Origin of the sequence: Agrobacterium genomosp. 2 str. CFBP 5494, from assembly GCF_900013495.1 — a bacterium.
GTDB lineage: Bacteria > Pseudomonadota > Alphaproteobacteria > Rhizobiales > Rhizobiaceae > Agrobacterium > Agrobacterium pusense.
Genome location: NZ_LT009718.1, coordinates 975,142 through 997,636, shown reverse-complemented (window position 1 = coordinate 997,636; position 22,495 = coordinate 975,142). Strand labels below are relative to the sequence as shown.

The window sequence follows — 22,495 nt, the reverse complement described above, 5'->3', positions numbered from 1 at the left end:
TAAGGGTGCCGCGACGGGACGCAAGCATTGAAGGGGTTTCGATGCCTGGCAGATACGTCCGACTGCGGATGGCGGTGGAAGTTCGACCCGGCGATAACGCTTCAAAAGCGGCGCCGGCGCGATGTTCATACGGGGGCGCGAATTGTTCGAAATATCAAGACGCAACGATGCTTTGCCCGCGACGGCTCCCACCACACCGGATCCACGGACTTTGGCGCGTTTCTTCATTTCGGAAGAATGGAGCAGTGAGCTTTCGAGCGGTGTCATCCGGCTCGGCGAACAAGCATCTTTCATGCATGGGGTGCCGCCGGGTGAATGCGGCCTGCTCAGCCTCGTCCGCTGTTACGACCGCGCTGACCACGCCCGGGTGCTGGAACTATTCGAACAGGCTTCTTCCGCCCCCTCGCGTTTCTGCTTTTCAACCGGCATCTCGATGTTGCCGGCCCTGCGGCAACCGGTCATCTGCATGGGTGAATCCTTCAATTTTGAAGATGGCCAGCCCGGTCGTATCACGGGACTGTTCCTGTTTCCCCGTTTCGAAGACATGCGCTTCGCCGCCTGATATCCTGTTTCCAGTTTCACCATCGTTCACAAAATAAAGACAATTCGTCTTCTGTTGTTCATCTTTATGGGCGAATGATTTTCAGTCATTGATATCTCCAGACATTGCCCCAACCGGCGAAACGCCGATCATTTACCGGAGATTTCCATGTCCAGCAGCCAGAACGTTCTCGTTCTTATTGCCCGCATTCTGCTATCCTTCATCTTTATCTATGCCGGCTTCGGCAAGCTGACCGATCCGGCCGGTACGGCCGGCATGATCGCCGGTGCCGGCATGCCTGCCGCAACCGCGCTTGCATATCTCGCAGGCCTCTTCGAACTCGTGACCGGCCTTGCCATTCTCGTCGGTTTCCAGACGAAAATCGCCGCCTGGGCGCTTGCCGTCTTCTGCGTCTTCACCGGCCTCGTTTTCCACAGCGGCACCGTTGCCGTTCCCGGCTGGCCTGACCCGGCGCTTGGCTGGATCAACGCGCTGAACGGCATCATGCTGATGAAAAACATCACCCTGGCCGGCGCTTATATCCTGCTCGCCGCCTTCGGTCCCGGCGCCTATTCCGTCGATGCAAAGCGCGGCGTCGCTCTGGCTCACGCTTAATTCAGGCGTCCCGCTAACGAAAAAGCCGCTGGAGCGATCCAGCGGCTTTTGTGTTTTGATGCTCAGACCGCCGCCCTGATGCGCGACGCGATCTCCTCAATCCTTCCATCGCCGTCATGTTCCGATTTGCGGGCGCGGACAAAGCAGGCTTCCGAACGCACGATGATACCGTCGGAGAGAATTTTCAGATGGTTGGCTTTCAGCGTCGAACCCGTGGAGGTGATATCAACGATGATATCCGCCTGCCCCGCCGCCGGCGCGCCTTCGGTGGCACCGAGGCTTTCGACGATGCGGTAAAGCTGGATGCCGTGCTGGCGTGAAAAGAACTGCTGCGTCAGCCGCCAGTATTTGGTGGCGATGGCGAGCCTTCGACCATGGCGGGCGCGGAACTCCGAAGCGACATCACCCAGATCTGCCATGCTGTCCACATCCAGCCAGATTTCCGGCACGGCGACCACGACGTCGGCATGTCCAAAACCGAGACGGGCGCAGAATTCCACCTGCGCATCGGCATTGGTCAGCCCTTCACGCACAAGGTCCTCCCCGGTCACGCCGAAATCCACCGTGCCGGCGCCGATCTCGCGGGCGATTTCTGACGCCGACAGATAGGCGATCTCGATATCGTCGCGCCCTTCGACGCGGCCGCGATAGGAACGATCATTGCCGACGGCAGCGACTTTCAGCCCGGCGCGTTCCAGAACGGCGGAGGAGTCTTCCTTCATCCGGCCCTTGGAGGGCAATGCGATGGTGATCATGGCTTACTCCCGCGCACCGTTTCGATGCGATCCAGCCAGAGCGAGAAGCCCACGGCCGGTATTTTTTCCTGTGCGCCGAGCAGCGTCAGCAGCCGGTCGAAACGGCCGCCACCGGCGAGAACACTATCTCCACCCGCTTCCACCACCTCGAAAACAAGGCCGGTATAATAGTCGAGCGGACGACCGAAGGCCGCGCCATAGGTGACGGTTTCGAGGTCAACGCCAGCGTTAGAAAGAGCTGCGACACGTTTGTCGAAAGCGGAAAGCGCCCCGTCCAGTTTCAGCTTCGCCTTTGCAGCAAAATCGGCCAGAACCTGCGAGGCCTGCGGCAAAGGCGCCTTCAAAGCGAGGAACTGCTTCAGCAGCGCAAAACTGTCATCCGGTAGACGTGTGGCCGCAAGGGCCAGTTTTTCCCTCAGGCGGCGGGCGATTTCCTGTGGTGAACGGCTTGCATTGGTGGAGTAGCCGGTTTCCTGCATCACCGTATCGAGATAATCGACCAGCACCGCCTCATCCCCGGTCGCCAATAGTCCGGCGACGCGGGCGTCCAGCCCGGTCATCGGCTTGGGATGCATGAGGCTTTCCAGCAACGCGTCAAGCTGCGCCATGTCACCGAAGGCCTGTACCAGCCGCTTCTGCCAGCCGAGCGGCAGACCAAGGGCGGCAACAACCGCCTCGAACACCTGTTGATCGCCCAGGGTGACGGCAAGCGCCCGGCCCGGCAGCAGACGCTGCAGAATCCCGGTGGCATCGATGACGGCACGCGCATCGGCGGCAGCAATATCGGTATCGCCGAGATCCTCGATGCCGGCCTGATAAAATTCGTTCGCACCTTCGCGGCGCTGGCGGAAGACTTCACCGAGATAGGAATAACGTTTGGGTGTGCCGGTCGCCGTCTCGATATGGCGCAGGCAGACGGGAATGGTGAATTCGGGCCGCAGGCACAGGCTCTCACCCGTCTCGCTCTCCGTCATGAAGATACGGCGGCGCAAATCCTCGCCAGCCATATCCAGAAACGGTTCCGCAGGCTGGATGACGGGCGTGTTCACGCGACTCGTGCGGCGCGCGGCGAATTCTTCCAGTAGCTCTCCGGAAAACTCCGGCATGTCGATCAGGGGCATGGAACGGTACTTTTCGTCACGGTTCGAGCGGCTGCATCATTTCGATGCGGTTTCCGAAGGGATCATGGACATAAAACCGGTGATATCCCTCAAGCGGTTCATCCTCAACCACATGGCAGCCCGCTGTTTCAAGTGTTTTTCGCAAGTCTGCCAAGTCATCGACCAGAAACGCCGGATGGGCTTTTTTCGCCGGTCGGAAATCCTGCTCGATGCCCAGGTGCAGTTTTATCGAACCCCGGCTGAACCAACAGCCGCCGCGGGCAACCAGATTGGCCGGTTTTGCCTGTTCCGCAAAGCCGAGCAGGCTCCCGTAAAAAGCCCGCGCCTCTTTTTCACGGCCAGCCGGCATCGCCAGTTGAACATGGTCGAGCGCAAAGATCCCCATGGCTTCAGCGCCCTTCGGCGGCGCGGCGAACGTCCTCTGCCTGATGCTCCAGAATCTCGCGGACCTTTGCCACCAGCTCGGCCTCCGGCACGCTGACCTGGGCCACACGCGCCTCGCGCCAGCTGGCATTGTCCTCGATCTCGCCGGAGAGGCGCTTGCCTTCGATCAGGTCCTTGATCTGCACCACGCCTTCGGCGCGCTCGTCACCGCCCTGAATGATGGCAATGGGGGAACCGAGGCGGTCGGCGTATTTCAGCTGGTTGCCGAATTTCTTCCAGTTGCCCTGATACATTTCGGCGCGGATGCCTTCGGCCCGCAGCGCCTGGGTGAAGCGCTGATAACGGCTCATACTCTCCACATCACCATCCATGACGGTGATGAGAACGGGTGCGAGCGGCTTCACCTGGCCGAGCTTGCCGAGGTTCTTCAGCGCCGTCATCAGGCGAGAAACGCCGATGGAGAAGCCCGTGGCGGGAACCGGCTGGCCCATGAAGCGGGAGACGAGGCCGTCATAACGGCCGCCGCCGCCGACGGAGCCGAACACGACCTTTTCGCCCTTTTCGTTGGTGACGTCGAAGGTGAGCTCGGCCTCATAGACCGGGCCTGTATAATATTCGAGGCCGCGAACGACCGAGGGGTCGATCTTGATGCGATCCGCATCGTAACCGGCACTGGAGACCAGAGCGCCGATGATGTTCAGTTCATCAACGCCTTCCTCGCCTTTCGAGGTGCCCGCGACCAGTTTCGCCAGATCATCGGCGCTTGCCGCATAATCCTTGATGCCGACGAAAAACAGGACCTTTTCGATCTGCTCGTCACCGAGACCGGCACCCTTAGTAAAGTCACCGGACTCGTCCTTGCGGCCGGGGCCGAGCAGCAGCTTCACGCCCTCAGGGCCGAACTTGTCGAGCTTATCAATAGCGCGCAGTACGTTCAAACGACGACCGGCATTTTCCTCGCCACCGAGACCGATGGCTTCCATGACGCCATCGAGCACCTTGCGGTTGTTGACTCGGATAACGTAATCGCCGCGCTTGATGCCGAGTGCTTCCAGCGTATCCGCCATCATCATGCACATTTCGGCATCCGCCTGCACGCCGGATGCACCCACCGTATCGGCATCGAATTGCATGAACTGCCGGAAACGGCCGGGGCCGGGCTTTTCATTGCGGAAGACATAACCGGCGCGATAGGTGCGGTATGGCAGCTGGATTTCGTTGAAGTTTTCAGCCACATGGCGGGCGAGCGGCGCCGTCAGATCGTAGCGCAGGCTCATCCACTGGTCGTCGTCATCCTGCAACGAAAACACGCCCTCGTTCGGACGATCGCTGTCCGGCAGGAACTTGCCGAGCGCATCGGTATATTCGAACTGCGGCGTTTCGATCGGGTCGAAACCGTAAAGCTCATAAACCCTGCGGATCTTGTCGATCATCTCGTTGGTGGCATGGATATCGGCAGCCGAGCGGTCCACGAAGCCGCGCGGCAGGCGGGCTTTCAGTTTCTGAGGCTTTTTTGCTTTTTCGCTCATGATGCCGATCCGATATTTTCCTGAAATTATGCCGGTGTTAAAGCGCGCTGCGCTTTAAATTCTGTTTTTACGCATGTCTTTATCCCAAAACCGCTGCGCACTTTTGGGAGACATGCTTTAGAGGATGAAGCCCTGTGCGGCAAGCCGCAAAGGCTCCGGTTTTACTGGCCGCGAAGGACAAGCGATGCTATATGGGATGCATGTATCCCATTTTGGTCGGAAAGGACGCAAGCGATGAGCAAACAGACGGCCATCCGCCTCCCGGATGAGACCTATGAGCGGCTGAAAGCGCTTTCCGAGCGCACCGGACGCACATCTGCCTATTACATTCGCGAGGCGATCGAGAAGCATATCGAAGATATGGAAGATCTTTATCTCGCCGAAGAGGCGACGCGGCGACGGATCGCAAACAATGAGCGCACCTATACTCTGGAAGAAGTGATGCGCAATCTTGACCTGGAAAATTGAGTTTCAGCACCGCGCCGTCAAGCAGCTTGAAAAGCTGGCGAAGCAAGATGCCAACCGCATCGTTTCGCTTCTGGCAGACAGGGTGGTGCAAAATGAAAATCCCCGCCAGACTGGTGCCGCCCTGCAAGGCTCCGAACTCGGCATTATTGGCGCTACCGGGTGGGCGATTATCGCATCATCTGCGATATACAGGATCATAAGCTAATCGTGCTGGTGGTCGAAATCGGCCATCGCCGCTAAATTTACCGTTAGGCATTCATGATCCTCGAAGCCCTGCAATATGCCGCGACACGCGCGGTCACGCCGAAAGAATTCCGGCCGCATATCCGCTATTCCGTCAATCTCTGGGCACGCGCCAATCGTTGCGCCAAAGCCTGGGCGGAGCATGAAAACAACAGCCGGCAATTCGTGCTGCAATCGGCGAGAAAGCTGAAGCAGAGACGGACCGCCGTGGTGCTGGGGTCCGGTCTGTTGCGGGATGTGCCCCATGAGGCGCTGGTGGCGATGTTCGATACCGTCGTTCTGGTCGATCTGGTACATCTCGCCAGCGTGCAGGCGAAGTTGCGGCTCAATGCCAAAAAGAACGTCCGCATCGCCAATCGCGATCTTTCCGGCTTCGATGATCTCATGGCCGGCCGACCGGCGGAACCGCTCGATTTCCTGCGGCGAGTGCCCTATCTCGATTTTGTCGTCTCGGCCAACCTGCTGTCGCAGATCGGTACGGGTGCACAGCATCGGCTGGAACGGCAGAAAATAGCGGCTACGCCTGATGATCTCCTGCCGAAACTCATTCATACGCATCTCGATGCGCTGGCCGGTCTCCCCTGCAAGGTGTGCCTCGTGACGGACACCGCCTTTGACGTCATCGGCAAGGATGGAAGCCTGCACCAGCACGAAGACCTGCTGCACGGCATTGAGCTTCCCGCGCCCGCCGCTGCATGGGAGTGGCCGCTCGCGCCGCTTGGCGAGGAAAGCAGGGATTATCGCATCGTGCACCACGTCATTGCACGCGAACTGACCTGATCGTCATGCTTATTCCATAATTTCAGCGGTAACTTCACATCATGCCCCATGTGGTCCGCACATTGATGTTCCTTGCCTGCCTGCTTTACGGCGCGATGCCGGCGCAGATGGCGATGAGCATGCCGACAGGCATGGTTGTTTCCTCGCAATTGCCGATGAAACATCAAGATGCCCAATCACACCCGCAAGATCACGGTTCTCAAACGCCTGCGGAGAATGCCGCTCATGACGCGGGAACGGGCGGTTGCTGCCCCCACGGCAACGATGCTTCACATCCGGATTCCTGCGCCGCCTGCCTGATCGTGGTTCCACGAATGATCTTTGCCGATGCCGGGCGGATGGCATTCGCCTATCCGAAGCCGCAACGCGGCACTGTGTTTGACGGCAAGGCTTTCGCGCCGCCGCTACCGCCTCCCCGCGCCTGACCGCAGATTTTTCAGACCGACTTTCGAAAAATCCGTCAGACACAGGAAGGATAATCCATGTCTATCAAGACCATTACGCTCGCCGCCGCTTTTGCGGCCTCTCTCGCCATGCCCGCTTTTGCACAGGACGCGGGCGGCCATGCCGGACACGACATGTCAAAAGGCAGCATGAGCGACAGCGCTTCCACCCAGGCCTTCATGGAAGCCAGCAAAAAGATGCATGGCAATATGGCCATCGATTATAGTGGTGATGCCGACGTCGATTTCGTGCGCGGCATGATCCCGCATCATCAGGGGGCGATCGATATGGCCAAGGTCCAACTGCAATACGGCAAGGACCCGGAAATCCGCAAGCTGGCCGAAGAAGTGATCAAGGCGCAGGAAGGCGAAATCGCCATGATGAAGGCCTGGCTGAAGTCCAGGGGCAAGTGATTGCTATTGTTGAAGGGGAGCGCCGGCTATGGCGCTCCTCCGGCAACTTTGCGGCATATTTCTTCCCCCGGCGGGGAGAAGAAACTTGCGACAGCTTTCCCATACAACGGCGAACGCGCGAACGCCGCCTGCCACCCCGCGCTTTACTATAACCCCGCAAGACCGGCCTTGTAATCCTCCGATGCCGCGCGGCTGAGGCGTTCCAGCTCCATGGCTGCCCGGCTGGTGTGGCGTTCCTTGTGGCGCAACAAAGCGAAGTTGCGGGCGGGCAGATCAATACCAGCGCGAACGAGCAGCCCTTGCCGCAGGAAGAGGGATGCCACTGAGGCTGAAACCGCCGTCGCAGCCCCGCCGGAGCGTGCCGCCATCACCACCGCCTCGTTGGACGGCAGTTCAAGCATGACCGAGAGTTCACCCGGATCCACGCCCATCTGCCGCACCGCCGCCTCGAAGGCGGAGCGGGTGCCGGAGCCCTGCTCGCGCAGAACCCATGAAGTGCCGTAGAGGATATCCAGCGCGGTGAGATAACGGCCATCGGCAAAGGGATGGGCGGAGCCCGTGACGACCAGAAGCTTGTCAGACACCACCGGCTGCACCATCAGAGCCGGCTCATCGATCCTGCCTTCAATGAAACCCACCTCCGCAAGACCGTCCAGCACCGCCTGCGTCACGGTCTTGGTATTGCCGATATCCAGCCGCACGGTGACACCGGGATAGAGCTTCTTAAACTGCATCAGGATCGGCGGCAGCCAGTAGCTCGCAATGGTCTGGCTGGCGCAGACGGTGATTTCGCCGCGCGTCAGCCCGCCCATTTCGGAGAGAATTAGTTCCGCATTGCGCACACGCGCCAATGTCGCCTTTGCTTCACCCAGAAAAACCCGGCCGCTTTCAGTCAACTCAATGTTGCGTCCGACGCGGTGGAACAGTTCGACATTATAAAAGGCTTCGAGATTTTTGATGGCGGAGCTGACGGCGGAGGCGGTCAGACCGATGGCTTCCGCAGCCCTTGTGAGGTGCTCGCGTTCGGCTACGGCTATGAAAATACGGAGCTGCTCAAAGGTCATGGTTTTTCATTCGATTTTATCGAATAATATATGCCATATTATTTGATAGAATAAAACAGGCTGCTGCGGCATGGTCTGGTCATGGCCCAACATCGCACCCTTGCTCATCCCTTCCAGTTTTCGCTCCGCTGGCTCGCCCCGCTTCTTCCGGGCATTCTCATCTGTTCGGCCGTCAGCTGCGCCGCCATTCTGGCGGAGCGCTTTCAGGTGCGGCTTGCGGGCCATGCCTGGCTTGGCGATCTCGTTCTCGCCATTCTGATCGGGACCATGCTGCGTTCGCTGGTGGCTCTGCCCGCAGCCGCTTCCGCCGGCATAAAGTTCAGCGCCAAGACCCTGCTTGAAATCGCCGTGGCGCTTCTCGGTGCATCACTCAGCCTGTCCATCCTCAAGGGCGCCGGCGGATTGCTGATAGGTGGCATTGCGCTGATCGTCGCGCTGTCACTGGTCGTCAGCTATGCCGCCGGGCGGATGCTCGGCCTCCCGCCCAAGCTCGCGACGTTGATTGCCTGCGGCAATTCCATCTGCGGCAATTCCGCCATTGCCGCTGCGGCCCCTGCCATCGGCGCCAAGCCGGAAGATGTCGCCGCCTCGATTGCCTTTACCGCGGTTCTCGGTGTCGCCGCCGTGCTTTTGATGCCATTCCTGCCGCAGCTTCTCGGGCTCGACGCCACCCAATACGGCATCTTCGCCGGGCTTACGGTCTATGCCGTGCCGCAGGTTCTGGCCGCCACCGCCCCGCTTGGCGCGATTGCCGTGCAAACCGGCACCATCGTGAAGCTCATCCGCGTGCTGATGCTGGGACCTGTCATCGCCACCCTCTCCGTCGTCCACGGCCGGTCCGACAAGGGACGCCTCAGATTGCAGCAGATGGTTCCGTGGTTCATCATCGGCTTCGTGCTGATGATCATGGCCCGGTCATTCGGTCTCATCCCTGAAGTCCTGCTTGCCCCCGTCGCCTCTCTCTCAAACATCCTCACCATCATGTCGATGGCGGCGTTGGGCCTGTCGGTCGATATCCGCAGCCTTCGCCACGCCGGCGGCAAGGTCATCCTCGCTGCCAGCCTGTCTCTCTTGCTGCTGGGTATCCTGAGCTTTGGCCTGATCGTATTGACCCAGACGGCCTGAGCCAGCTTCCGGCTTTATTCGCCGGCGCTGACAGTAAGTGTATAATGCGCACCGAGCCCGCGGCGCGGCGAACCGAGAATGAGCGTCGGGCGAATCAACCACTCGGTATCTGCCTTTGGTGTCAGCGTCGCCACCTTGCCCTGGGAATCGCTGAAGAAAATCGCATCTTCATCCGGGGTCGAAAAATCGAAGATCGCCATCAACACGAATTCGCTCGAGGCGGCAAGCTCGACCTTCACCGTCTGCCCTGCCTTCACCTTCAGACGATAAACATCGCCGCGCCCGCGGCGCGTCCAGCCCTCGAGCTTCAGCGGGCCGGCCGGTGGCAACGCCACCTCCTTCAGCCTTTCGCCGTCATCCAGCCAGATACCGTCAACGTTGCGGCCTTCCGCAAAGGAGGGGTGTGGCACGGCGGCCATGGCCATGGCAAGCGCCAGGAGAAGGGGGGTTACCTTCATGGACGTACAAACTCCCGCCGCATGACCTCTATCGGCTGGCGGCAATGACAGCCTTCGATATGGTCGTTGACCATACCCATGGCCTGCATGAATGCATAGACGGTCGTCGGGCCGACAAAGGTCCAGCCCCGCTTCTTCAGATCCTTGGAAAGGCGGATCGAGGCGGCGCTGGTCGGATTGGCCCTTAAAGTCGCATAGTCCAGCCTTTGCGGCCTTTCTGCGGCAGCCGGTTCGAAACCCCAGAAATATCGGGCGAGCGACCCGAACTCGTCCCGCAGAGCCACGGCGCGGCGGGCGTTGTTGATGGTGGAAACAATCTTGCCGCGATGGCGGATAATGCCCTTGTCGGCAAGGCAGCGCTCGATATCGGCCTCGCCGAACTCGGCCACTTTTTCGAACTCGAAATTGGCGAATGCAAGACGGAAAGCCTCCCGCTTGCGCAGCACCGTCAGCCAGGAGAGGCCGGACTGAAAGCCCTCCAGGCAAATTTTCTCAAACAGGCGGCGATCATCGGTGACGGGATAACCCCATTCCTCGTCGTGATATCGGCTGTAATCCGCAAGCCCCTGCTGCCAGAAGCACCGAACAAGGCCATCCGCGCCCGTTTCAAGTCCCGCCTCGATCATTTCCGCGACCACCTTTTCCACTCCGCCTGCGACCACTTAAAGACTGCACTTACCACTCATTCACCACGTTTCAAAACGGGGCGCTAACCCTAAAATCAGCTTTCCTTAATCAAGCGCTTTTTAATGAACAGCCATTTACGATTCGCTGGCGTCAAGGTGCGAACGTGTTCGGCAAAGCGGGAGAATGATCCCGCAAATCCATAGTTGCGACGTCCCGCAGAGAGAGTCCACCCGATGACGATGAAGTCCGTTTTCCTGGCGCTGAGCCTCGTTTCCACCCTCGCCGTCCCTGCCGCCATGGCCAATGAACGTTATCGCGAGCGTCCGCCCGTCGTCGTCAGCCCGGATCTTTCTGCACCATGGGTAACCCAGCTCGGCGGCCGCGGCAACGTGCGCCCCGTTGTCTATCCGCGCGCACCTGCCGCACGCCAGCCGTTCTTCCAGCAGCGCCAGGCCGCGATGCCGCAGCGACCCAGCTCCGGCGTCACATCGCAGCGCCCGGCACGGGTGCAGAATGCCGCCGTACGCCCCAATGCGCCGGTGCGTACCCAGATCGCGCCGCAATTCCTGCCGCAGATCGTCACCTATCCGACCAATGAAAAACCCGGCACTATCGTCATCGATACGCCGAACCGTTTCCTCTATCTCGTGCTTGCTGATGGCAAGGCCCGGCGTTATGGCGTCGGCGTCGGCAAGCCCGGTTTCGAATGGGCTGGAACTCACAAGGTAACCCGTAAGGCGGAATGGCCGAGCTGGACCCCGCCGAAGGAAATGATCACCCGAGAGGCGGCAAAAGGACATTACCTGCCGGCCTTCATGGAAGGCGGCCCCGCCAACCCGATGGGCGCGCGCGCCATGTATCTCGGCTCGACGCTTTACCGTATCCACGGCACCAACCAGCCCTGGACGATCGGCAGCAACAATTCCTCCGGCTGCATCCGCATGCGCAACGAGGATGTCACCGATCTCTATGAGCGCGTCAACGTCGGAACCAAGGTCATTGTGATATGACGGCAACGGTTCAGCCTTTCCGGCCGCTTCGGAACGGGCGTATCGGCTTATCCGCTTGAATTACCGCCCTGCGGCGGTACAATCCGGCTCACTTCAGCGGAATGAGACTTGGCGGGGGACGCCAGGCGCCGAACCTCTCTCAGGGGGATGACGGAACGGCCTTAAAGCGGGTGGTCAATCGACCGCCCGTTTTTCGTTTCTGTCATTCAAATGTTATCAAAAAACGGTTTGGTGAATTACTGATATCAATCTGGATTCACTTCATGCCGCGCCATACTTCATTTGTTTGCGCCCTGCTCTTCAGCGGCGTTTCCTTCTCTGCCACAATCGCGGGCGAATTCGAAATTTCCGGTTACGGCGGCTGGCAAAGCGCACCGCACAGCGATGTGAAAGTTTCCGACGGTCCGGATTTCCGCGCCGGATGGGAAGGCAAGTCCTTTTCCAGCCCGCCCTACTGGGGCGTGCGCGGCACCTACTGGTTCGATGAGGGTCAGCTCCGGAATTTCGGTATCTCGCTCGATTTCACCCATGACAAGGTCTATGCCGATGACCAGACGCTTGCCCGCTTAGGCTGGTCGCATTTCGAATTCACCGACGGCCTGAACCTACTGACGCTGAACGCGCTCTACCGCTTTCCGCTGGAATCCCTGCCGATCACCCCGTACGTCGGCGCCGGCGTCGGCATCAACGTGCCGCATGTGGAAGTGTACCGCCCTTCGGGCAAGACTTTCGAATACCAGTTCGGCGGCGCAACGCTGCAGGCGCAGGCCGGCCTCAGCTACCGCATCACCGACAGCTGGTCGACCTTCGTGGAATATAAGGGCACCTATTCCTTCGTCGATGTCGATATCGACAATGGTGGCTCGTTGAAGACCGACATCATCACCAATGCGGTGAATTTCGGTGTGGCGTATAAGTTCTAGAAGATATGGCCAGCGCGTGCCGCGTGGACGACGCTCTCTTTCTTCGTCATTCCGGCCAAGAGCCGGAATCCAGCCAGCCCAAGTCATTGGGCTGGAAAGACTCTTCTCGTCGCGCCCACGCGCGTCGGCTGGATGCCGGGTCAAGCCCGGCATGACGGATGCCGAAAGTGCATGCGCGAAATCTGGCTCGGGTACTGCGCAGTCGAAAGTACCACGGGACGTTTCTAAACTGACAGCCTCGCCGGCTTCGGCCCGCCATAAGCCCAGTCCAAAAGCTCCACTGTGTGCAGGATCGGCATGTCCGTGCCGGTTCCGATCTGCGTGATGCAGCCGATATTGCCTGTCGCGATGACATCTGCCCGCGTGGCCTCGATGTTCTTCACCTTGCGCGCCTTGAGCTTGCCGGAAATTTCCGGTTGCAGGATGTTGTAGGTTCCGGCCGAGCCGCAGCAGAGATGCCCTTCCGCCGGATCACGCACGGCAAAACCCGCCGCCTTCAGCAGTTGTTTCGGCGCAAGCGTGATCTTCTGACCGTGCTGCATGGAGCAGGCGGAGTGATAGGCGACCGTCAGCCCCTGGCTTTGCTGTTGCGGCAGATCGAGGGTGGCGAGATATTCGGTAACGTCCTTCGCAAGCGCGGATACCCGCGCGGCCTTTTCGGCATAGGCCGGATCAAGCCTAAGCATATGGCCGTAATCCTTGATGGTGGTGCCGCAGCCCGACGCTGTGATGATGATGGCGTCGAGACCGCCATTCTCCATCTCGCGCGTCCAGACATCGACATTCCGCCGAGCAGAAGCCAGCGCCTCTTCCTCCCGGCCCATGTGGTGCACCAGCGAACCGCAGCAGCCCTCCCCTTTCGGCACAACGACCTCGATACCGAGCCGCGTAAGCAGCCGCAGCGTCGCCTCATTGATACCGGGATCAAGCACCGGCTGGGCGCAGCCGGTGAGAATGGCGACGCGCCCGCGCCTTTCACCTTCGGCCGGTCGCGCGCCCGGGCGGCTTGACGCCGACGCTGGAGGGACCGCGACCGGTGCGAGAGCAAGCATGGACTGCAGCGGTTTCAGCGCAGGAGCCTTTGCAAAAAGACCGGCGAAAGGCCGTGCCAGACGGGCCAGATGCAGGGCCAGCCGGAAACGGGCAGGATGGGGTAATATGCCGACCAGAAGATTGCGGATCAGCCGATCCATGAAGGGGCGCTTGTATGTCTGCTCGATATGGGCGCGGGCATGATCGACCAGATGCATGTAATCCACGCCGGAGGGGCAGGTGGTGGTGCAGGCAAGACAGGAAAGACAGCGGTCGATATGGGTGACCACCTCGCGGTCGGCCGGACGGCTGTTTTCCAGCATGTCCTTGATGAGGTAGATGCGGCCGCGCGGGCTATCCAGCTCGTTGCCAAGCGTGACATAGGTGGGACAGGTGGCGGTGCAGAAGCCGCAATGCACACATTTGCGCAGGATTTTTTCGGATTCCGCCACATGTGGATCGGCCAGCTGCTCAGGCGTGAAGGATGTTTGCATGGTTCAGACGGCCCTTTCCATCGTTACGGCCATCTTGCCGGGATTGAAGATGCCCACGGGATCGAGCTTCTCCCTGATACGCGCGGAAAGCAGTGCTTCCGCCGCCGGGCGCGGTTCGAAGGCCGCGACTTTGGCGCGCACAGCATCGCTCGCCCTTACCAGCGTGGCATGGCCACCGCCGAGCGCACGGATTACGCCGCGCAGCAGATCGGCTTCGGGGTCCGCCTCCATCTGCATCCAGACCAGGCCACCCTGCCAGTCATAGAAGGCGTCGATGCCTGCCTCCATGCGCAGCGCCGCAACAAGCTGGTGGCCCATCGAAGGCGCTGCCGAGACTTTCCAGAGCGGCTTGGCGGATTGGCCGGCATAGGGCGCGACATCCCGGACCTGCCGCCACAAAAGGCTGCTTTCGTCGCCCTCCAGCAGCGCCCAGGGTCCGACGCGATCCATGACCGACAGGAGTTTAGCCGTGCGGGCCTCCACCGAGGCCGCAAGGCCTTCCAGACGCAGAATGGTGGCCGGTCCTTCCGGCAAGTTGCCATCGATAAAGCGGGAACGCACGCTTTCAGGCAGATGCGCCGCGCCGGAGACCTCGACGCTCATCGCCATCGCCGCCGCCATGATGCGCGTCGCCGCCTCGTCATCAAGGCCGGACACGACAACGGATTTTTCGACGGGCGGTTTCGGCAGCACGCGGAATGTGACTTCGGTGAGGAACCCAAGCGTGCCGAAAGAACCAGCGAGAAACTTCGACAGATCGAGACCGGTGACATTCTTCATCACCCGGCCGCCGGCCTTGATGATCTCGCCGTTACCATTAACGAAACGGATGCCCAGCAGGCTGTCACGCGCCGCACCCGCCACATAGCGGCGCGGACCGGAAACATTGGCAGCAAAGACGCCGCCAATGGTCGGTTCGCCATGGGTGCCCATGATCGGGCGATGGTCCATTGGTTCGAAGGCCATCATCTGGCGATTTTCTGCCAGCGCCGCTTCGACAGTTGCGAGCGGCGTGCCAGCCTTGGCAGTCATGACCATTTCGGCGGGGACGTAGGAAACGATACCGTTCATCGCACGGGAGGTTAGCACGGTCTCCGCCGTCACCGCATTGCCGAAACCGGAGCGAGTGTTGCCGCCGAAGATTTTCAGCGGGGTTTTGCGCGTGGCATGATCGCGGATGATGTCGGCGACCTGGGTTTCTGCGTAGGGCGTCAGCATGCGATTGTTGCCTTCGAGCAAGTGATACCCCCCTCTGCCCGGCAGGGCAGAGGGGGGTAAGCCACACCCTGCAACATCATAAATCCAGCGCCCATCAACCCCTCCCCTCCAGCGGAAACACCTTGGAAGGGTTCATCAACCAGCCCTCGTCAAAGGCTGCCCGCACCGCCATCTGCTGGGCGAGATCGGCCTCGCCATATTGGTGCCGCATCAGGTCACGCTTTTCGATGCCCACACCATGTTCACCGGTCAAACAGCCGCCGGCATCCACGCAGAGCTTCAAAATTTCGTTGCCCGCTTCTTCCGCACGGGCCGCATCGTCAGGGTCATTGGCGTTGAACAGGATCAGCGGGTGCATGTTGCCATCCCCCGCATGGAAGACATTGGCGACGCGCAGGCCGAGGCGATCGGTGATCTCACTCGTCTTTTTCAGCACATGGGAAAGCTGGGAGAGCGGCACCGTGCCGTCCATGCAGATATAATCCGCGATACGACCCGTTGCGCCAAAGGCGGATTTGCGGCCTTTCCAGATCGCCGCCGCCTCCATTGCCGATTGGCATTCCTTCACGGTCTTTACGCCATGTCGTCGGGCAATGGCCACGATATCGGCCAGCATGGCGTCCATTTCCGCCTCGGAGCCTTCGACCTCCACGATCAGAAGCGCACCGACGTCAAGCGGATATCCCGCTTTGGCGAAGGCCTCGCAGATTTCGATTGCCGGTTTGTCCATGAACTCGATGGCAACAGGGATGATGCCCGCGCCAATGATATCCGCGACGCAGGAGCCCGCTTCTTCGGAGGTTTCGAAACCGAACAGCACCGGGCGCGCGCCCTCCGGCTTGGCGATGAGGCGCACCGTTGCCTCCGTCACGATACCGAGTTGGCCTTCGGAGCCGCAGACAAGCGCGAGCAGGTCGTAACCTGCAGCATCCAGATGCTTGCCGCCCAGCTCGAGCACCGTGCCATCGACCAGCACCATCTTGACGCCAAGCAGGTTATTGGTGGTGACGCCATATTTCAGACAGTGCGCGCCGCCGGAATTCATACCGATATTGCCGCCGATGGTGCAGGCAAGCTGCGAGCTGGGGTCGGGTGCATAAAAGAATCCCTCCGCGCCTGCGGCATCGGAGATGGAGAGATTGGTGACGCCCGCCTGCACCCGCGCCGTGCGATTGTAAAAATCAAGATCGAGGATCGCGCTCATCTTCGACAGGCCGATCACCACGGCGTCTTCCTGCGGGATAGCGCCGCCGGAAAGCGAGGTGCCGGCACCGCGCGGCACGACCGGAATGCCGAAGCGATGGCAATATGTCATGACAGCCGCCGCCTCCTCCGTCGTTCTCGGCAAAGCGACGGCGAGCGGCAGACGGCGATAGGAAACAAAAGCATCGGTCTCGAAAGGCACGAGTTCGCGCGGCTCGTGCACAAGACAGTCATCAGGCAGGACGGTCTTGAGGTCGGCGATAATGCGGTCGCGATCCGCCAAGACCTGAGCGCGCGGCTCCAGAAACTTTATAGGCTGCGTCACCGCCGCTCCTCCGTGCCGATAACTGGTATTGTTTCTTTACCACTTTGAAGCTGCGCAATCAAATGTTATGGATTTTTTCTATTCTGGAAACAATCGAGGGCAACTATGACAAATCTGGGTGATCTCGAAGTCTTTGCCAGCGTTGCCGCCTCCGGCAGCATGTCGCTTGCTGCCAAGGAGCTTGGTTATTCGCCCGCCGTTATTTCCAAGCGCATCAAGCGATTGGAAGAAAAGCTCGGTGCCCGGCTGTTCCAGCGCACCACGCGACAAATCTCTTTGACCGAAGCGGGGCAAGGCTTTTACGAACGGGTGCTGGCTGTTCTCGAAGGGCTGGAAGAGGCGGAGGATTTCGTCTCCGGCCGGGCCAATACCGTCAACGGCACGCTGAAGGTTTCCGCACCCACCTCTTTCGGGCGCATGCATATCGCGCCACATCTGAAGACATTCATGGAGCGGCATCCGGACCTGTCGGTCAATCTGGTGCTGAGCGATGAGTTCATCGATATTATCGAGGGCGGTTACGATCTGGCGATCCGTATCGCCGATCTCAACTCCTCCAGCCTCGTGGCCCGCAGGCTGGCACCGGTGCGGCGCGTGCTTTGCGCCTCGGCGGAGTATGTAAAGGCGTACGGCACGCCGGCCACGATCGAAGACATCAGGAAGCATCGCTGCCTGCCCGCGCATAATAACGACGTCTGGCGACTGGAAGGACCCGGCGGCGCGCTCAGCCTTCGCCCGGAGGGGATGCTCGTCACCAACTCAAGCGAGGTGATCCGCGAGGCGGTCATATCGGGCCTCGGCATTGCGCTGCGCTCCACATGGGATATCGGCCACGAATTGCGCAGCGGGAAGCTGGTGCAGGTCCTGCCTGACTATGAAGGGTCGCGCAACGTGACGCTGTCTGCGGTCTATCCAAGCCGGCAGTTTCTGCCGGCAAAGGTGCGGCTGTTCATCGATTATCTCGCTGCGCTCTACGGTCCTTCACCCTATTGGGAGCAGGGCTGACACTCAGTGCCCGCCCTCCGCATGGGAGCGGCGGATGCGGCGCACCACCCACCAGACGCCAAGCACGGCGAAGGGCACAGAAACGCCGGTGACCACGGCCGGGTCGACCGGCAGCACATCATGGCTGATTGCCTTGGTGAGATAACCGATGAGCCCGACGACATAATAGGAGATGGCGGCGACAGACAGGCCTTCCACCGTCTGCTGCAGTCGAAGCTGCATGGCGGCGCGCTTGTTCATGGTATTGAGTAGCACGGTGTTCTGCCGTTCCAGCTCCACATCAATCCAGCTTCGAACCAGAGCCGTGGCGCGATAGAGCTTGCGCGACAGGTTGGCCTGCCGCTCTTCCACCGACTGGCAGGTGCGCATGGCGGGCGCCATACGCCGTTCCAGAAAGCTGCCCATCGTCTCATGGCCATGAACAGGCGTTTCCGCCAGCGCCCGTATGCGTTCGCGCACGATGCCGTCATAGGCGCGGCTGGCACCGAAACGATAGAGGCTGAGGGCGGCATTGGCTTCGAGTTCGGCCGCAAGCCGGGTCATTTCGGCCAGCAGCGCATCCGCCTCGTCACGCGCGCCGTTTTTCATGCGTTGGGTGATGCCCGTCAAGCCATCCTCGATGCGGCGGATTTCCGGCGAGAGCGTCTGCGCCATCGGCAGGCCGAGCATGGCAAGCGTGCGATAGGTTTCAATATCCAGCAGCCGCTGCACCAGCGCGCCGCGGCTGTAATCGCTGAGGCCGCGGTCGATCACCAATATCTGCGTCAGCCCGTCGCGATCCTGCCTGAAATCGGTGAGGATAGCCGCCTGACCGTCCCGCACATCGCTGTGACAGAGGCTGGTCGGCTCGAAGATTGTTTCCGCCTGCGAGGTAAAACCACTCTCCGGGCGAATTTCCAGCCGCACGCCCGAGATCAGCGAGCCGGGCGGCGAAAAGCCGTCACCGAAGGGATCGCCGGCAATCTCCCCGCCAAATTTTTCCGGCGCAGGGCCATCCCAGAACCAGGTCGAGAATTCGGTATGCCGCTCCCAGCGCAATGTCCCCTGCCCCCACGGCATGGCGTGGTGACGCGCATCGCGTTCCGGCGGCGCAACACCGCGGCTGCGCGACATTTCCGCAATAACGGAATGGTGCACGGCCGAGCCGCCATCCATCATGAAGGCAAGCTGGATGATGATGCGCGACGGGGCGAGCAGCACCGTCGGCCGCGCATGCACCTCGCCCAATGCCAGCGACCGTTCCGGCGCGCTTGCGAATGCAAATCTACCCTTTGCCATTGCGATATCGTCCCCGCTTTTATGGCTGATGTCTAAGGCATCGTTTGTGATGACAACACCACGATCGACGCCGATGTCACTGTTTTGATCCACCTGACAGAAAAATCCGCTGTAGTGCCCCTGTCGGGACCGCTTTAACAAAAGCCAATTCAAAAAGGCAGATGCCGTGTTGCCGCAGGCATTGATACAGCGAGCGAGAGAACTGGACAGAATATTTGACCAGTGCGAGACTTGCCTGATACTTCATACGATATCAAACACGGGCGGATTTCGCCGGGGACTTCTGCGATGGACGAAACGCTTTTTGCGCGCATCGAGCACAGCCGCACATCGCAGGAGGTGATCTTACGTTTCGAAGAACTAATCCTCGACGGCATATTGCGCGATGGCGACCGTCTACCCGGCGAGCGCGAACTGGCGCAGCGCCTCGACGTCTCTCGACCTATCCTGCGCGAAGCGCTGAAAGAACTCGAAACCCGCGGACTTCTCGTGAGCCGGCATGGCGGCGGCACCTATGTCGCCGATATTGTCGGGCCGGTCTTTTCCGATCCCTTGAGCGCGCTGATCACCCGCCACAGCCGGGCGACGCGGGATTTTCTCGAATATCGCCGTTATATTGAAGGCATGACCGCCGAACTTGCCGCGCAGCGGGCGACAGAACCGGACAGGCGCAACCTTGCCGCCATTGTCGAGCGGATGCGCGATGCGCACGAGGCAGGCCGCTTCGAAGAGGAACTGGCGGGGGATGTGGAGTTTCACAACGCCATCGGCGAAGCGGCGCACAACATCGTCCTTATGCACACGCTGCGCTCCTGCTACCGGCTGTTGAGCGACGACATCTTTTATAATCGCCACATCATCTTCAGTATCGCAGGCGCCCATGACGAGGTGCTGAGACAGCATGTCGCCATTTACGACGCCATCGTCGCCGGCGATCCGGCATCGGCACGGGCGGCGGCAGAGGCCCACATCGACTTCATCGTTGAGACGACATCCAGGGCGCATCAGGCGCGGGAATGGGACCGGATTTCCCGTTTGCGGCAGCAGCAGCGGAGTAGTTAAAAACGCCCTCACGCGAAATACGCAATCCATTTTATTCAGGTTTTGATGGAACCTTTTGTGCTCTTTGGTCTTTTTATCGGGTTAATTGGAAAAATTTACCAAGATGGGACCCATGACAACCACGAGCGAAACTGAACGCTATCCGCGGATAGCTCTCATATCGACGCATGGCTATGTCGCCGCGCATCCGCCACTGGGCGCGGCCGATACCGGGGGGCAGGTGGTTTATGTGCTTGAGCTTGCACGCAAACTCGGCCAACTCGGTTATACCGTCGATCTTTATACCCGGCGCTTCGAAGACCAGCCGGAATTCGACGAGGTCGATGAGCGCGTCCGCGTGGTGCGCATTCCCTGCGGCGGGCGCGACTTCATTCCCAAGGAATATCTACATCGACACCTGATGGAATGGTGCGAAAATGCGCTGCGTTTCATCAAGAAAAACGATCTCAACTACTCCTTCATCAACAGCCATTACTGGGACGCAGGCGTCGCCGGTCAGCGGCTTTCCGAGGCGCTGAAAATCCCGCATCTGCATACGCCGCATTCGCTGGGCATCTGGAAAAAACGCCAGATGGAAACCGACTATCCGGAAAAGGCCGATACGTTCGAACTGGAGTTCAATTTCAAGGAACGCATCCAGCACGAACTCATCATCTACCGCAGCTGCGATATGGTGATCGCCACCACGCCGGTGCAGCTCGACGTCCTCATTGAAGACTACGGGCAAAAGCGCAAGCACATCCACATGATTCCGCCGGGTTATGACGACAACCGCTTTTTCCCGGTATCGGATGCGACACGGCAGATGATACGCCAGCGTTTCGGATTTGAAGGCAAGGTGGTGCTGGCGCTCGGACGACTTGCTACCAACAAGGGCTATGACCTGCTGATCGACGGCTTCTCGGTTCTTGCCGAGCGCGAGCCGGAGGCCCGCCTGCATCTTGCCGTGGGCGGCGAGAACATGGACGAGCAGGAAACCACCATCCTCAACCAGCTCAAGGAGCGGGTGAAATCGCTCGGACTGGAGGAGAAGGTGGTATTCTCCGGCTATGTCGCGGATGAAGACCTGCCCGACATCTATCGCGCGGCCGATCTCTTCGTGCTGTCCAGCCGCTACGAGCCCTTCGGCATGACGGCCATCGAGGCGATGGCAAGCGGCACGCCGACTGTTGTTACCATCCACGGCGGATTGTTCCGAGCCGTCAGCTATGGTCGCCATGCGTTATTCGCCGATCCTTTCGACAAGGAGGATCTTGGCATCACAATGATGAAGCCGTTCAAGCACGAGCGACTTTATGGGCGCCTCTCCCGCATGGGCGCGCATAAGGCGCGCAGCCTCTTCACATGGACCGGGATTGCTCAGCAGCTTCTGGCCGTGGTGGAAGGCAGGACCATGATGCCGGTCCTCGAGGAAGCCGACTGGGCCGAACCATGGAATGACGGCGATTGAGACCGCTTCGCCTTTTTTCAACGGATCTCGACGGCACCGTCGTGGGCGATAATGACGCGACGCGGCGGTTCCGGGATTTCTGGCAGTCATTGCCGGACGATCGCCGTCCGGTTCTGGTGTTCAACAGCGGCAGGCTGGTGGATGACCAGCTCGCCCTTATGGAAGAAGTGCCGCTGCCCCGACCTGATTACATCATCGGCGGGGTCGGCACCATGCTGCATGCCAAGGAGCGCAGCGACCTGGAGAGCGCCTACACACATTCCCTCGGCACCGGCTTCGACCCGGAGAAAATTGCCGATGTAATGAGCGCTGTTCCGGGTGTGACGATGCAGGAGGAGCGTTACCAGCATGGCCTCAAGTCCAGCTGGTTCCTGCATGATGCAGATGAAGCGACACTGGCCGATATCGAGGCTGCGCTGATCGGGGCCGATATCGAAGCCCGGATCGTCTATTCCAGCGGGCGTGATCTGGATATATTACCGAAGGCCGCCGACAAGGGCGCGGCGCTCGCATGGTTATGTGGACAATTGCGTATCGGCCTCGACGAATCAGTGGTCGCAGGCGATACTGGCAATGATCGGGCGATGTTCGAGTTGACGGACATTCGTGGCGTCATTGTCGGTAATGCCCTGCCGGAGCTTGTATCGCTGGCTGATCTCGACAGCCGTTATTTCCGCTCGGGCGCGTCCGAAGCGGACGGCGTGGTTGAAGGCCTGCGCCATTGGGGACTGCGCCCCGCCTGAAGCGTTCCGTTATCGATGCTTTGGTTGCGAACGGTGTGAAAAGGACGCATCCGTGAGACCGCAATCGGGCTGTTCGGCCGGGGAACCACCCGGTCGAAACTTTGTTCGCAAATCTGCCGCATCATCTTTTCCGCAGGCTTCATCAGCGTGAAGACAGTAGTGGGTTATGGAGGTTGCGGGATTGG

General features: G+C 60.1%; 24 protein-coding genes and 1 pseudogene. 14 read left to right on the top strand and 11 right to left on the bottom strand.

The annotated features are described in order from the left end of the window. The first annotated feature begins 121 nt into the window (after positions 1–121). Both AGR2A_RS04695 and AGR2A_RS04690 read left to right on the top strand, forming a co-directional pair. Entirely contained in the window at positions 122–562 is a 441-nt protein-coding gene (locus tag AGR2A_RS04695) for a hypothetical protein (RefSeq protein ID WP_072494019.1), read from the top strand. A 147-nt stretch (positions 563–709) separates the two neighbouring features. Beyond that, positions 710–1,156, top strand: coding sequence for a DoxX family protein (locus tag AGR2A_RS04690; RefSeq protein WP_004440191.1), 447 nt, complete (start codon positions 710–712; stop codon positions 1,154–1,156). A 62-nt stretch (positions 1,157–1,218) separates the two neighbouring features. Here AGR2A_RS04690 and hisG read toward each other — a convergent pair whose 3' ends face one another. Genes hisG through hisS form a run of 4 tightly spaced genes read right to left on the bottom strand, consistent with a single transcriptional unit; the run spans position 1,219 to position 4,945 of the window. After that, positions 1,219–1,911 (bottom strand): ATP phosphoribosyltransferase, encoded by a 693-nt coding sequence (gene hisG / locus AGR2A_RS04685; RefSeq protein WP_045532643.1) that lies wholly within the window; start codon positions 1,909–1,911, stop codon positions 1,219–1,221. Further along, complete coding sequence (locus tag AGR2A_RS04680; protein WP_004440189.1) at positions 1,908–3,032, bottom strand: ATP phosphoribosyltransferase regulatory subunit; 1,125 nt, start codon at positions 3,030–3,032, stop codon at positions 1,908–1,910. Before AGR2A_RS04680 ends, hisG begins: the two co-directional genes overlap by 4 nt. Before the next feature lie 16 nt (positions 3,033–3,048). Further along, the gene (locus AGR2A_RS04675; protein WP_006699502.1) at positions 3,049–3,417 is read right to left on the bottom strand and encodes a VOC family protein; all 369 of its coding nucleotides are present in this window, start codon (positions 3,415–3,417) and stop codon (positions 3,049–3,051) included. 4 nt (positions 3,418–3,421) lie between these two features. Then, entirely contained in the window at positions 3,422–4,945 is a 1,524-nt protein-coding gene (gene hisS / locus AGR2A_RS04670) for a histidine--tRNA ligase (RefSeq protein WP_072494018.1), read from the bottom strand. A 234-nt stretch (positions 4,946–5,179) separates the two neighbouring features. Here hisS and relB point away from each other — a divergent pair, with 234 nt between their 5' ends. The 5 genes and pseudogenes from relB to copM all read left to right on the top strand — a co-directional run bounded on the left by relB (position 5,180) and on the right by copM (position 7,293). Continuing rightward, complete coding sequence (relB, locus tag AGR2A_RS04665; protein ID WP_004440186.1) at positions 5,180–5,413, top strand: type II toxin-antitoxin system RelB family antitoxin; 234 nt, start codon at positions 5,180–5,182, stop codon at positions 5,411–5,413. Continuing rightward, positions 5,397–5,653, top strand: a pseudogene (locus AGR2A_RS04660) (type II toxin-antitoxin system RelE family toxin). Before relB ends, AGR2A_RS04660 begins: the two are co-directional and overlap by 17 nt. Before the next feature lie 18 nt (positions 5,654–5,671). Then, a complete protein-coding gene (locus tag AGR2A_RS04655) occupies positions 5,672–6,436 on the top strand; it encodes a hypothetical protein (protein WP_004440184.1) in 765 nt (254 codons plus the stop codon). A gap of 41 nt (positions 6,437–6,477) precedes the next feature. Further along, the gene (locus AGR2A_RS04650; protein WP_234797381.1) at positions 6,478–6,861 is read left to right on the top strand and encodes a hypothetical protein; all 384 of its coding nucleotides are present in this window, start codon (positions 6,478–6,480) and stop codon (positions 6,859–6,861) included. A 57-nt stretch (positions 6,862–6,918) separates the two neighbouring features. Further along, positions 6,919–7,293 (top strand): CopM family metallochaperone, encoded by a 375-nt coding sequence (gene copM, locus AGR2A_RS04645; RefSeq protein ID WP_004440183.1) that lies wholly within the window; start codon positions 6,919–6,921, stop codon positions 7,291–7,293. Between the two features lie 146 nt (positions 7,294–7,439). Here the strand turns inward: copM and AGR2A_RS04640 are convergent, their stop codons facing one another. Beyond that, a complete protein-coding gene (locus AGR2A_RS04640) occupies positions 7,440–8,357 on the bottom strand; it encodes a LysR substrate-binding domain-containing protein (RefSeq protein WP_004440182.1) in 918 nt (305 codons plus the stop codon). Between the two features lie 81 nt (positions 8,358–8,438). On the opposite strand from AGR2A_RS04640, the gene AGR2A_RS04635 reads away from it, so the two are divergent. Beyond that, positions 8,439–9,482, top strand: a complete 1,044-nt coding sequence (locus AGR2A_RS04635; RefSeq protein ID WP_072494016.1) for a YeiH family protein — start codon at positions 8,439–8,441, stop codon at positions 9,480–9,482. 14 nt (positions 9,483–9,496) lie between these two features. Here the strand turns inward: AGR2A_RS04635 and AGR2A_RS04630 are convergent, their stop codons facing one another. Then, positions 9,497–9,940, bottom strand: a complete 444-nt coding sequence (locus AGR2A_RS04630) for a hypothetical protein (RefSeq protein ID WP_004440178.1) — start codon at positions 9,938–9,940, stop codon at positions 9,497–9,499. Then, positions 9,937–10,566: a DNA-3-methyladenine glycosylase I gene (locus AGR2A_RS04625; protein WP_004440176.1), complete on the bottom strand. Its 630-nt coding sequence runs from the start codon at positions 10,564–10,566 to the stop codon at positions 9,937–9,939. The genes AGR2A_RS04630 and AGR2A_RS04625 overlap by 4 nt, the downstream gene beginning before the upstream one ends. A 234-nt stretch (positions 10,567–10,800) precedes the next feature. On the opposite strand from AGR2A_RS04625, the gene AGR2A_RS04620 reads away from it, so the two are divergent. Both AGR2A_RS04620 and AGR2A_RS04615 read left to right on the top strand, forming a co-directional pair. Further along, a complete protein-coding gene (locus tag AGR2A_RS04620) occupies positions 10,801–11,577 on the top strand; it encodes a L,D-transpeptidase (protein ID WP_004440174.1) in 777 nt (258 codons plus the stop codon). 263 nt (positions 11,578–11,840) lie between these two features. Beyond that, positions 11,841–12,500: an outer membrane beta-barrel protein gene (locus tag AGR2A_RS04615; RefSeq protein ID WP_072494015.1), complete on the top strand. Its 660-nt coding sequence runs from the start codon at positions 11,841–11,843 to the stop codon at positions 12,498–12,500. 224 nt (positions 12,501–12,724) lie between these two features. On the opposite strand, the gene glcF is transcribed toward AGR2A_RS04615, so the two are convergent. From glcF to AGR2A_RS04600, 3 genes are all read right to left on the bottom strand, one after another. Beyond that, positions 12,725–14,026, bottom strand: a complete 1,302-nt coding sequence (gene glcF, locus AGR2A_RS04610; RefSeq protein ID WP_072494014.1) for a glycolate oxidase subunit GlcF — start codon at positions 14,024–14,026, stop codon at positions 12,725–12,727. Between the two features lie 3 nt (positions 14,027–14,029). Next, entirely contained in the window at positions 14,030–15,244 is a 1,215-nt protein-coding gene (locus AGR2A_RS04605) for an FAD-binding protein (protein ID WP_072494868.1), read from the bottom strand. 94 nt (positions 15,245–15,338) lie between these two features. Next, entirely contained in the window at positions 15,339–16,772 is a 1,434-nt protein-coding gene (locus AGR2A_RS04600) for an FAD-linked oxidase C-terminal domain-containing protein (RefSeq protein ID WP_072494013.1), read from the bottom strand. Between the two features lie 105 nt (positions 16,773–16,877). Here AGR2A_RS04600 and AGR2A_RS04595 point away from each other — a divergent pair, with 105 nt between their 5' ends. Continuing rightward, positions 16,878–17,777, top strand: a complete 900-nt coding sequence (locus AGR2A_RS04595; RefSeq protein ID WP_072494012.1) for a LysR family transcriptional regulator — start codon at positions 16,878–16,880, stop codon at positions 17,775–17,777. A 3-nt stretch (positions 17,778–17,780) separates the two neighbouring features. On the opposite strand, the gene AGR2A_RS04590 is transcribed toward AGR2A_RS04595, so the two are convergent. Continuing rightward, positions 17,781–19,055 carry a DUF3422 family protein gene (locus tag AGR2A_RS04590; RefSeq protein WP_004440163.1) on the bottom strand — a complete coding sequence of 425 codons (1,275 nt, stop codon included), beginning with the start codon at positions 19,053–19,055 and terminating at the stop codon, positions 17,781–17,783. Positions 19,056–19,343: 288 nt separating this feature from the next. On the opposite strand from AGR2A_RS04590, the gene AGR2A_RS04585 reads away from it, so the two are divergent. From AGR2A_RS04585 to AGR2A_RS04575, 3 genes are all read left to right on the top strand, one after another. Continuing rightward, the gene (locus AGR2A_RS04585) at positions 19,344–20,117 is read left to right on the top strand and encodes a FadR/GntR family transcriptional regulator (protein ID WP_072494011.1); all 774 of its coding nucleotides are present in this window, start codon (positions 19,344–19,346) and stop codon (positions 20,115–20,117) included. 103 nt (positions 20,118–20,220) lie between these two features. Next, positions 20,221–21,567, top strand: a complete 1,347-nt coding sequence (locus AGR2A_RS04580; protein ID WP_004440158.1) for a glycosyltransferase family 4 protein — start codon at positions 20,221–20,223, stop codon at positions 21,565–21,567. Beyond that, positions 21,564–22,310, top strand: coding sequence for an HAD-IIB family hydrolase (locus AGR2A_RS04575; protein ID WP_072494010.1), 747 nt, complete (start codon positions 21,564–21,566; stop codon positions 22,308–22,310). The genes AGR2A_RS04580 and AGR2A_RS04575 overlap by 4 nt, the downstream gene beginning before the upstream one ends. Positions 22,311–22,495 lie beyond the last annotated feature (185 nt).